This window comes from Aestuariibacter sp. A3R04 (assembly GCF_018860805.1).
In the GTDB taxonomy this organism is placed as follows: Bacteria; Pseudomonadota; Gammaproteobacteria; order Enterobacterales; family Alteromonadaceae; genus Alteromonas.
On the sequence record NZ_JAHKQR010000001.1, the window covers coordinates 308,348 to 320,494 of the forward strand.

General features: G+C 45.9%; 7 protein-coding genes. 4 read left to right on the forward strand and 3 right to left on the reverse strand.

Annotation, left to right across the window (positions count from 1 at the left end; translation table 11 throughout):
* Positions 1–62 precede the first annotated feature (62 nt).
* The 4 genes from KO518_RS01310 to KO518_RS01325 all read left to right on the forward strand — a co-directional run bounded on the left by KO518_RS01310 (position 63) and on the right by KO518_RS01325 (position 7,165).
* On the forward strand, positions 63–2,255 hold the full coding sequence (locus KO518_RS01310) for a bifunctional rhamnulose-1-phosphate aldolase/short-chain dehydrogenase (RefSeq protein ID WP_216023996.1): 2,193 nt from the start codon (positions 63–65) through the stop codon (positions 2,253–2,255).
* A gap of 9 nt (positions 2,256–2,264) precedes the next feature.
* Complete coding sequence (gene rhaI / locus KO518_RS01315) at positions 2,265–3,560, forward strand: L-rhamnose catabolism isomerase (protein WP_216023997.1); 1,296 nt, start codon at positions 2,265–2,267, stop codon at positions 3,558–3,560.
* A 115-nt stretch (positions 3,561–3,675) separates the two neighbouring features.
* Positions 3,676–4,821, forward strand: coding sequence for an alpha-hydroxy acid oxidase (locus KO518_RS01320; RefSeq protein ID WP_216023998.1), 1,146 nt, complete (start codon positions 3,676–3,678; stop codon positions 4,819–4,821).
* A 526-nt stretch (positions 4,822–5,347) separates the two neighbouring features.
* Entirely contained in the window at positions 5,348–7,165 is a 1,818-nt protein-coding gene (locus tag KO518_RS01325) for a glycoside hydrolase 43 family protein (RefSeq protein WP_216023999.1), read from the forward strand.
* On the opposite strand, the gene KO518_RS01330 is transcribed toward KO518_RS01325, so the two are convergent.
* The 3 genes from KO518_RS01330 to KO518_RS01340 form a co-directional block, all read right to left on the reverse strand.
* Positions 7,145–9,340, reverse strand: coding sequence for a sulfatase (locus tag KO518_RS01330; protein ID WP_216024000.1), 2,196 nt, complete (start codon positions 9,338–9,340; stop codon positions 7,145–7,147). The two genes, KO518_RS01325 and KO518_RS01330, sit on opposite strands and share 21 nt — an antisense overlap.
* Positions 9,341–9,631: 291 nt before the next feature.
* Positions 9,632–11,269 (reverse strand): ATP-binding protein, encoded by a 1,638-nt coding sequence (locus tag KO518_RS01335; RefSeq protein WP_216024001.1) that lies wholly within the window; start codon positions 11,267–11,269, stop codon positions 9,632–9,634.
* A 6-nt stretch (positions 11,270–11,275) separates the two neighbouring features.
* A complete protein-coding gene (locus KO518_RS01340; protein WP_252735731.1) occupies positions 11,276–12,055 on the reverse strand; it encodes a phosphate/phosphite/phosphonate ABC transporter substrate-binding protein in 780 nt (259 codons plus the stop codon).
* Positions 12,056–12,147 lie beyond the last annotated feature (92 nt).

The following is a 12,147-nucleotide window of genomic DNA, read 5'->3' on the forward strand; positions in this document are numbered from 1 at the left end:
GAGGGCATTAATCAATGTTCACGTAAGTGAAACATTACCAACATTAAATTTAGGACTCGGTCATGGCTTTCAATCCAAGTGAATTCAAACATGTAAACTACCTTTGGAAAGATGAAGACGTAAGTGATTTATCTCCAGTAGAAAACCTTGTTTACCGCTCGAACAAACTAGGCGACGATCAACGAATTACCAATACTGGTGGCGGTAATACATCAGCAAAGATCATGGAAAAAGACCCGCTTTCCGGTGAAGAAGTGGAAGTTCTCTGGGTGAAAGGCTCTGGTGGTGATTTACGCACATCTAAAGTAGAAAACTTCTCTTCTCTTTACATGGATAAACTCATCGCTCTTCAGGACATATACAACTCTGCAGACGAAGTCGGTGTGAAAACACAAATAGAAGACGATATGGTAGCCATGTATCGTCATGCCACCTTCAATCTAAATCCTAGAGCTACCTCCATCGATACACCCCTTCACGCCTTTATTCCATATAAGCATGTCGATCACATGCATCCGAATTCTGTCATCGCCGTCGCGGCCAGTAAAAATTGTAAGGCCTTGACGAAGGAAATTTTTGGTGACGAATTGATTTGGACTGAGTGGCAGCGCCCTGGTTTTGATCTAGGTCTCAAGCTGCAGCAAATCTGTCGCGATTACCCGGATGCAAAAGGGGTTATTTTAGCTGGCCACGGAGTGATTAATTGGGCAAATGACAGCAAAGCGTGTTACCAGTTAAGCCTTGATATCATTGAAAAGGCTGCGCGTTACATTGAAAGTCACGACAAAGGCGACATGACTTTCGGTGGGCAAAAATATGCAAAGCTAGCGCAAAGCGAAAGAGAGGCAGTTCTCGCAGAAGTACTGCCTTACTTACGAGGTTTGGTATCAGGTGAAAATAAACTGATTGGAACGGTACAAGATGATGATGACGTGTTGCGTTTTGTAAACAGTGCAGATGCCCCGCGTTTGGCAGACCTCGGAACATCATGCCCAGACCATTTTTTACGGACAAAAATAAAGCCGCTGTACGTAGAGTGGAACCCCGAAACTGATTCAGTAGAAAAGCTTAAAACACTGTTAGCAGAAGGCGTGGCAAAGTACAAAGAAGATTACAGTGCTTACTATGAAAAATGCAAGCATGACAATTCACCAGCGCAGCGTGCATCATCACCGTCTATTTGCCTAATACCCGGTGTGGGGATGGTTGCATGGGGTAAAAACAAGTCTGAATCTCGTGTAACAGCAGAGTTTTACAATTGTGCTATTGAAGTTATGCGGGGGGCAGAAGCCATTGATGAATATGTCGCGCTACCTCAGCAAGAAGCCTTCGATATAGAGTACTGGTTACTCGAAGAAGCTAAACTGCAACGCATGCCAAAAGAAGCGCCTCTAGCCCGAGATGTTGTTGTTGTTATTGGCGCTGGCGATGGCATAGGAAAAGCCACTGCCCACAGAGTAGCGCGTGAAGGTGCTCATGTTGTGTGTGCCGACTTGCGCTTAGAAAATGCAAAAGCGACGGCTGAAGAACTTGAAGCTATTTACGGCAAGGGCATTGGTGTGGCTGGCACGGGGATTTCATCGTGCGGCCCTGCAATTGCACTGCAGGTTGATATAACTAAACGCGAGACTGTGGAAGCGTTGTTCAGGAATGTTGCTCTAGCGTATGGTGGCATAGATAGTGTAATTGTAACCGCAGGCGTTTTCATTGCTGAAGGTGATGATCTCGCTAAAAACGATGAAGTGTTTGAACTGAGCTTTAACGTTAATGTGAAAGGGGGTTATGTCGTCGCTTCAGAAGCCCAAAAATTGTGGGAAAAGCAGGGCCTGAAAGGAAAGATGGTATTAACCACCAGTGTTAACGGTGCGGTATCAAAGAAAGGTTCATTGGCTTACGATACAAGTAAATCTGCGGCGAATCACTTAGTGAGAGAGTTAGCTGTGACTTTGGCTCCGCTGGTGAATGTTAATGCGCTGGCGCCTGCAACAGTTGTACAGGGAAGTAGCATGTTCCCTCGGGATCGCGTCATTTCTTCATTAACCAAATACGACATCCCGTTTAATGAGTCCGATTCAACAGAAGAACTGCGCACTCGGCTCGCCGAATTTTATGCGCAGAGAACACTGACAAAATCGCCCATTACACCAGAGGATCAAGCTGAGGCTGCTTACCTCCTTGTATCTGGACAACTAATGAAAACGACTGGCCAAATTATTAGTGTAGACGGTGGTTTGCACGAAGCCTTCCTACGCTAGGAGTATATTATGTTACGTAGAATAGAATCAGCGCTCGTAAGCGAAAAAAATGAAGAATTGTACAGCAACCTCAAGTCTGACTACGACGCGTTAGCGGAAAAGCTTGCGCGCGACGGTATTGATATTGAGAAATTTACCAAGGCCGCCGAAGATTTCCAAATTGCCGTTCCGTCTTGGGGAACGGGCACAGGTGGAACCAGATTCGCGCGTTTCCCTCTCAAAGGTGAACCTCGCAATATCTATGAAAAACTTGAAGATTGTGCAGTTATTAACGAGTTGTCAGGGTGCACAGATAGCGTTTCTCCTCATTTTCCGTGGGACAAAGTGGATGATTTCAGTGCACTAAAACAAGTGTCTGATGAATACGGTATCAAGTGGGTATCTGTTAACTCCAATACGTTTCAAGATCAGCCAGGTCAGGAAGTGTCGTATAAATATGGTAGCCTAAGTAACACTCAGGCGGCGTCACGCGAACTGGCCATCCAACACAACCTTGATTGCATCGAGTACGGTAAGGCTTTGGGAGCAAAGAGTTTAACAGTCTGGGTGGGCGACGGTTCGAATCATCCCGGACAGCAACACTTTCAGCGGGCTTTTGAGCGCTATTTGTCAAGTATGGAAAAAATCTATGCGGGGCTGCCTGAAGACTGGGAAATGCATATTGAACACAAAATGTTTGAGCCGGCATTTTACTCTACAGTTATTCAGGACTGGGGGTCGAATATTCTCGCCGCCATGCACTTAGGTCCTAAATGTAAGTCACTGGTTGACCTTGGGCACCATGCTCCTAATACCAATATTGAAATGATCGTTTCGCGCCTGATTCAGTTCAAGAAGCTGGGCGGTTTCCACTTTAATGACAGTAAATACGGTGATGACGACTTAGATAGTGGTTCACTGCACCCGTATCAACAATTTCTTATTTTCAATGAGTTGGTTGATGCAGAGTACCGCCAGCAAGATGAATTTAATCCTTCTTATATGTTGGATCAATCCCACAATGTAACTGACCCCATAGAAAGCCTGATTATTTCGGCTATTGAGGTACAGAGCTCCTACATTAAGGCGTTACTCGTCAACAGAGAAGCGCTTTACGGTTATCAGGAGAGCAATGACGCTATGATGGCCTCTTTGGAGCTCAAAAAAGCATTCAATGTGGATGTTACGCCGATTCTTGCTATGGCGCGTTATCGGAAATCGGCTGCGATCAATCCTATAGGTGCATACCGGTCTGTTGATTATCGAGCGTTAATGGAAAAAGAACGCCCACGCGATCCTAATGCCAGTGGTTCAGGCATAGTATAGGATTTGTAGCAATCACGTCATGTCTGTACCCTACAAACACGACTGAATAAGAACAATAATAAAAGTAGTAGTTAGAAGATCTTTTGTCGTTAAAATAATGGAATACAATTCGCTAATGTTACTCAAAAATTGTCATAACTATCATGATTTTAGAAAACTAGCTAAAAGAAGATTACCAGGGCCAATATTTAATTACATTGATGGCGGCGCTGATGACGAAGTAACAATGCGTCGCAATTCTGAGTCATTTCAGTCTTGCGATCTTATTCCAAATGTTCTCACCGGGGTGAAGGATATAGACCTGAGTGTAGACGTTATGGGTCAGAAGCTGGCCCTTCCTGTCTACCTGTCTCCCACCGCCCTGCAGCGACTATTCCATCACCAGGGGGAACGGGCTACCGCTGGAGCAGCGGAAAAATTTGGTACCATGTTCGGTGTCTCTTCCTTGGGTACGGTAAGCATGGAAGAAATTGCCCGTCAATACGATACACCGCAGGTATATCAGTTCTACTTCCACAAAGATCGCGGATTGAATAGAGCGATGATGGAGCGGGCTAAAGAGTCAAACATCAGCGTTATGATGCTGACAGTTGACTCTATCACAGGGGGAAATCGAGAACGGGATCTTCGCACTGGCTTTGCTATTCCTTTTCGACTAAATCTCAAGGGGTTATGGCAATTTGCAACCCGTCCCATGTGGGGGATCAACTACCTCACCCATGAAAAGTTTTCGTTACCACAGTTAGATGCGCATATTGATATGGGGGGTGGAGCCAGTTCAATCGGTGACTACTTTACTAACATGCTCGACCCTTCCATGAACTGGAAAGATGTTGAAGAAATGGTGAAGTTTTGGGATGGGCAGTTTTGTCTTAAAGGTATTATGAGTGTTGATGATGCGAAACGCGCCGTTGATATCGGATGCACGGGAATAGTTATTTCAAATCACGGGGGCCGGCAGTTGGACGGTTCACGCAGTTCTTTTGATCATTTAGCCGAGATTGTAGATGCCGTAGGGGATAAAATCGATGTGGTTTTCGACAGCGGCGTTCAAAGAGGTACGCATGTATTAAAAGCCTTAGCCCTGGGGGCAAAAGCGGTTGGGTTGGGGCGTTACTATCTTTTTGCGTTGGCAGCGGCCGGGCAGAAGGGGGTGGAACGCGCCATGCAGCTAATGGTGGCTGAAATAGAACGCGATATGCGCTTAATGGGGTGTTCAAAAATAAGTGATTTAAACCGGGAGCACGTGCGGTTTCGCTAGTCTGAGCTAGTACATCTGAGCTAGTACACCTGAAGGGCTCTCGTATTTTCGCTCCTTCCCCTCATCGATATACCAGTGTTTGTTGTGAGGTTGTGCAACTTGCCATAAAAAGCCTCTACTCTGCTTTATTTGCAGCGAGGGTGTCGCTTCTCTTAAGGTTGTCGCAGTGCGCTATATGCCTGACAGTGTATCGTCCTTTTCCTTGTCTAAGCGCCGTTCTTTGCCGGTACTTTTTCATCGGGCTTTTTAATCGTTTCTGCAGCTGTCTCCTAGGTTGTCAAATTAGTCGTTTTTTACGTCCTTCCTAAAGCTTTATTCAAATTTATCTGACCAGCCAAACAATGCCTCTGCCCTTGAGAGTATATAAAACTGAAATAAGGGGCGGGCTGCAGTTGAACGAATATAAATCAAATTCAGTGATTATAAATGATTGGTATTTGTCAATAGTAATCAAAATGTGTCAATATGTTAATACTGTCAACACGTGTTGCATTTACTTTAAATTGAACAGACTAATGGTAGATATATGAAAAACCTTGGAAGTGTTACAAATAAAAAAGTTGGTTTATCGGCCGTTTTACTCGCAGTTCTTACTGGGTGTCAGGTGGACGTGGCAAGCCACAGTAGTGCAGAGAGCCGTATGCCACAACAGGCAAAAACAGGTAGCTTTGGTGATCAGGGGGATGGCACTTACATTAACCCCATTCTGAATGCTGATTACCCCGATTCGGATATCGAGCAAGTAGGGGACACCTACTATATGATTACCTCCAAACAGCATATGTCGCCCGGGATGCCCATCCTTAAATCTAAGGATATGGTCAACTGGGAGAATGTGGGGCACGCTTTTTCCAGCCTGTCCTGGGCGCCTGAATATAACTGGGACAGAATGAATGGTTATTCCTTTGGCGTATGGGCAGGCGATATCGCCTATCACGAGGGCAAATGGTATGTGTATCAAATAGACTATCAGCACGGGCTTATGGTAACTACCGCTGACAACATAGAGGGCCCATGGAGCGAGCCCATTATGATGTTACCCAAGACCGATGTTTTAGATGATCCGGCTGTATTCTGGGATGAAGATACCAAAGAGGCATACGTCATCGTTAACACTGGGAAAAAGCAAAAAGGCCCGGAAAATACGATCGAAGGCAATGAAAATCGAATTTACAGAATGAGCTGGGATGGCACCAAAATCCTTGATGACGGCAAGCTTGTTTATACAGGTATGGGCGCTGAAGCAGCGAAGATCTATAAGAAAGATGGCTACTGGTATATCTTCCTTGCGCAATGGACTATGGGAGATCCATCGACTAAACCAGGCGTTAAAAATCCAAAGAACGATAGAAAGCAAATTGTACTTCGTTCTAAAGAAAGTATATATGGCCCTTACGAAGTGCGAACCGTACTCGAAAAAGGCTCTGCATTTGGAAATCGCAGTGCTAGCCAAGGGGGGTTGATGCAAGCACCTGATGGCAGCTGGTGGTATATGCACCAACTAATTCAAAACGATGATATTCCGTTTCAGGGGCGCCCTCAGTGTTTAGAGCCAGTGACCTGGGTAGACGGCTGGCCAATTATAGGCATTGATGAAGATAACGACGGGATAGGTGAGCCGGTAAAACGCTTTGAAAAACCAATTAAAGGTTATCCGATTAACGCTCCGAAATCCGATGACGACTTTTCAGGCACAGTACTGGGCCCGCAGTGGGAGTGGAATCACAACCCAAGAGATAGTCACTGGTCTTTAACAGAGCGGCCGGGATGGCTGCGTTTGAAGGCAAGCAAAGTCTTGCCCCAGGGTGAACAATATGGCCCTAAGATAAATGAATGGACGAATAACGATGGCTCAGATGGTGATTTCTGGCGGGCAAGTAACACGCTTAGTCAGCGTATTATGGGTATTACCACGGGGACGGCGATAGCGAAGTTTGATTTAAGTGGTATGGCTCCCAGCCAACTGGCAGGCTTTGTTAGGTATGGTGGGACATTTAACTTATTGGGAGTTGAAGGTCTCGAAAACGGAGATACTCGTTTATTTTATATGGATGGGATGAGTAACAAAACGGAAGGCCCCATTATTACGAGTGATACTTTGTTTGTGCGAACGTCAAACGTCAGAAATAACGCAACGTATGAATACAGTACCGATGGGATAACTTATACGGCGTTTGGACCGACGTTCACGATTAGTTTTGGCAAGTGGACAGGGGATAGATTAGGTTTCTTCTCCTGGAACGAAAGAGAAGACAGGGGCTACATCGATGTTGATTGGTTTAAGTACGATTATGACGGACCAAAAGGAATAAACCAGATGATTTTAACTCCTGATATGCAATAAGCTGCTGCTCCTCAGACTTAGCGCTATAAAAAGTATCGAGATTAACCCAAATGCACTGCCGCCACCCGATGATTGGTTGGCGGCTAAACTGTTTCCGTTATTGCTATTGATTGAGCTGTGCTCCACGGTAATAGTGGCAACCTCACTCTGTGAGGCCTGACCATCAGAAACGGTGAAGGTAATGGTTGCTTCGCTGCCGGTGTAAGTTGAAGGAATGGTAACATCATAGGCCGTTTGGGTAACATCCAGGCTCTCAGCTATGGCCAGAGCCGGGCTTTGCGCGCTTATGGTGAGGTTATCTTTGTTGCTGTCGTTCACGGCGTAGTGAATGTTCACTGTGCTTCCAGGGTGAGCCGTAAATGCGTTAATTTCTAAGGCAATGGTGGGGGCAAGATTAACGGGTAATACCCGCACGCCAATTTGCTTTCGCAGCGTTTTGTCAGAGTCGCTTGCCACAAATGCGAAGCTTATAAATTGGGCGGTACTTACTTCAGGCACGGTAAAGGTAATCCCATTCCCTGTGTCCGTTGTGGTGACTGCTGGCCCCATGAACTGCTTGTAGCTTGTTTTCGCAGTACTACTGCCGTTGATCAGTTCCCAGGAAATCAAAACGCTATCCCCTGCATATGCAAAGAGGTGGGATGTATTAAGCGTTAGGCCGAAACCGGATGCTATCTGTTCTTCTGGCAGGAGAAATTGGTCGGCAGGTTTGCCGGTGCTACTGGCGTCAAATGTCCCTGGACGATAGTCGGGGTTCTGCAATGGCAGTGGCGCGTCTGCTAAATCTAAATATTCGGTTAGCAGTGTATCTAACTCAATGCGCTTATCCCATGCGGTTTCAGCTAAATTGGTAGACTCTCCAACATCTTCAGCAACGTGATACAGTTGATAGAGGTGTGTTGCGTTTTCGCCGTAATAAAACGTTTTGATGAGTTTCCAACCATCGTAAAGTACAGTGGCGGAAGGCGGCAGCCAGTCAGGCACGCGTGTAGTTACGGGGAAATAGGTAATAACGGGGCGTTTTTCCATACTTTCTCCAAGCAGAAGCGGACGAATATCTTTGCCATCGATGGTATGGTTTGCCGGCATCTCAATACCCAAGCCATTTAGTAAAGTCGGATAGAAATCAACGGACTGAACAGGTATATCGTTTAGCGTATTTGCTTGGGTTACGCTGGGCCAAATTACAAACGTAGGTACGCGGCTTCCACCGTCGAACTGGGTTGCTTTACCGCCTCGCAGCGGAAAGTTGCTGGTTGGGTGAATTTCACCTAACACATCGTACATATTTCCGCCGTTGTCAGACGTGAATATAATGATGGTGTCGTTTTCTATTCCCGCTTCAGTTAGCGCACTGTATAAAATGCCAACAGCATCGTCAAAATGGTTGACCATTGCCGCATAAGTAGCACTTCGTTGGGCGTTATAAGGTGAGCGCTTACCAATAAAATGGTCAATTTGAGCACGTTCTGCAGTAAACGGAGCATGTACAGAAAAAGGCCAGAAATTCACGAAAAACGGACCGTCATCAACAGTGTCTAAAATCCACTTTTTTGCTTCCTTAGCAAGACGGATATCAATGTGCTCTCCCGGACTTTGTGGCTTGAGATTGGGCGCAAAAGACCAAGGGGCAAGGTAGCCTCCGGACGGGCCTGAACCGCTGTAGTGGGGGATGTCTATGTCGAATCCGTGTTCTAATGCGCTGTAGGGCGCGGGACCTAAATGCCATTTGCCAAAGTGGGCAGTATGATAGCCTTGTAATTTTAGCATTTTACCCAGCGTAGGTAGCGCGCTATCTAACCGTGTGGCAGTTAAGGGCGTGGTAGAAGGTCTGTTCCAGGGTCCTGTTGCCTGTGAGGATGCAGAGAGCTTTTCGGGGCTCCTTTCCGTGTTGGGGCTTAAAATACCGTGTCGTGCTGGTGTTTGCCCGGTAAGGATGGACGCCCTAGTCGGTGAACACAGCGGGCTGTTACTAAATGCGTGACTGAAAACCATTCCCTTTTTCGCCAGGGCGTCTATGTTTGGAGTTTCGTAAAATTGGTTTTGTTGATAAATAGAAGTGTCATTCCACCCGAGGTCGTCAGCAAGAATGAAAATGACATTTTTGGAGGGATTCGCCAGGGCAGGGAATGTCAAACAACACAGGCCCATGAGAACAAAAAACTTACGCATCATCACTCCATTGAAATTATGTCTACTACCACTACGTGTCCACGAGATAATAACAGAACTTGTGTTGCACAATAGAGAAAATAAAGGCACTTTGAGTATAAAAATAATAGTTGCAATTCGACATTTTGCATTGGGAGATAAAAGGGTGGATTTTCTGTTAAACGTGATTATTTGGGGTGGTGCGGTCATTTTTTTTATTTTTATTGTGGGTTTTATGGCGGCGGTAAAATTAAATAAAAAAGATGATTGATTGGCCAACCAGTATGGGAAAGCCTGTTTGTTGAGCCGTATTGGTTATTTTTTGATGGGCAGACGCAGGGTGAAGCAGGTTCCTTGTCCTTCGGTGCTCTCTACGGCTAAGCTGCCGCCGTGTTCACGAGCTATACCGTAAGAAATCGATAGGCCCAACCCGGTGCCTTCTTCTTCAGATTTTGTGGTGAAGAAGGGGTTAAAAACCTTTCGTATATTGGCTTCTGAAATACCGCATCCGGTGTCTTTTACCCGTAACTCGACAAAGTCGTCCTTACAGCAGGTTGAAATGGTGAGCTCGCCCATCAGTTTGGTCGTTTCGATAGCCTGAGCTGCGTTAATCAACAGGTTGGTAACAATTTGCGATATCTTTCCTACGTTCATTTGAATAGTTGGTAGTTTTGCAAAATGGGTTTGTACATGGCAAACGTACTTTAGCTTGTTGTTGACCATGGCGAGGGAGCCTTTGACGCAATCATTCAAACTGGCCAATTGTGAATCGTCAGAATCAACCCGGGAAAATTGTTTTAAGCCCTGGACAATCGCTTCAACGCGCTTTAATCCATCTCTTGACTCATTCAGAAGGTGCTCCAAGTCGTCATTGATAAAATCTATATTCTGATACGAAGGGCTGCTGACTAAAATCTGGTAGTTTGGGTTTATTTGAACGTCCTCTGAAGTGCGCAGCAGATTGTCCATTTCCAGAAACAGCAACCGATAAGTCGACACGTAGTCGGTGAGTGTTTCTACATTGCTGGTTACAAAACCGACGGGGTTGTTTATTTCGTGGGCGACGCCAGCTGCAAGCTGGCCAACTGACGCCATTTTTTCAGCCTGAAGCAGTTGTACTTGAGCTTCTTTTAGTGACCGGTTTGTCTGGTCGAGTTCCTCATTCTTTTTATGCAGTTCAGCGGTTCGCTCAGAAATTAACTGCTCTAAGGATTCATTAAACCGCTGCAATTCAAATTCAGCCTCTTTGCGCTGTACATTTTCTATTTGCAGATGCTTTGCCAAATGGTTGAAGGCGGTTGCCAGTTCCCCTAACTCGTCATTGGATTTCACTGCAATATGAACATTGCGATATTGTTCATCCTGACCGGTCATCAAAGCCCGGGCACCTATTTGCAGGGATTTAAGCTGCTTGGTGAGGTAACTGCCAAGGGCAAAGGAAAATAAGGCGACCAATGCCATTTCGATAATGGCTAAAAAAGTGGCCCAGTGGCGAATATCTTCCAAAGAGGCTTTAACTGAAGAGATGTTAATGCCGATATCGATGTAACCGTATACGGTATCGTCAATGGTGATGGGGGTTCGAATGTCGTAAGTACCATTTGTGGCCTGTTCTACATGGGTATCAGCCTCAAAGGGCTGTGATAGCAGTGCGTCATTTCCGCTTTGCGCAAAAATGCGGTTTTGCGTATCAACTATCCTGACATAATCGATATCAGGGTTCGCCATCAATTCCTTTACATCGGCTTCTAACGACGCTAAATCGAAGGCAAGAAAGGCGTTTTTGGTTGTGGAGTAAAATAAGTTTGAAGTGGTTGTTGCCCGTTTTACTACGGTTTCGTTGATTAGTTCAGATAACAAGTTGAACGTGGTGAAAAGCAGTATGACCAACAAGGAGGCTTCAATTAGCGCAACGCCTAAAATGGTTTTGGTTCTGAGTGAAAACTTTTTCACTGATGGCTACTTCTCTGGAACAGATAGCAAATCTATGTGCAATGCCCTAACGTCATCCCAGTCCCCGTCTTTCGCGCGCTCAAAGCCCGACATGTGGAGGTTGGACAGCACGGGATTACGGCTCTGACTTTTGCTGAGGGAAAGCATAAGTGCGGTAATTTGCTTCCGGTGTTCATCGGGAACTCTGGGGTGTGATGCAATGGCATGAGAGGTAAAAGGCGGGCTTTGCCATAACACTCGCAGGTGTTGTCTGACCTCCTTGGGTGACGCTTCTAAAGAGCGTATGATCCCACCTCCAGCTTCAAAAAAACCTCGCTGCACATTCAAATAAACAGAGTCGTGGGAATGCACGTATGTTGGGGTATGCGTTATGTCCCTTGTGGACAGGGTCGCCCTTGGGATAATGGTCGCAGCAAAGGCTGCTGGGGCTGGGAACGCGATAGTTTTGCCGTTGAGGTCGTCCAAAGTACGAATTGAACTGGATTGATGAACTACGATGATCCCCTTAATAGCCTTATCGCGTTGGCGGACCATGGCCCGGTAACCCGGTGATTCATTAAACACTACGAAGTGATACGGGTTCATATAGGCAAAGTCGTATTCGCCGGCGGCCAACGCCTGTTCGAAGGTGGGAATATCCTTCGCTGTTTTAAAGCGAATGCGATGGCCCGTTTCTTCTTCTATAAGAGACAACAAGGGTTGCCAGGCCTGAGCAATGACTTTTGGCGCGTGCTGCGGCACGATGCCAATGGTGTATGATGCACTGTATACTGTAAACGGGGCCAAAACTAGCGCCAGGCAAAAACAGCAAATTTTAAACACTTCTCAAATCCTGCTAATCATGAAATTTATTGGTGTGTTGAATTGAAACACACTCA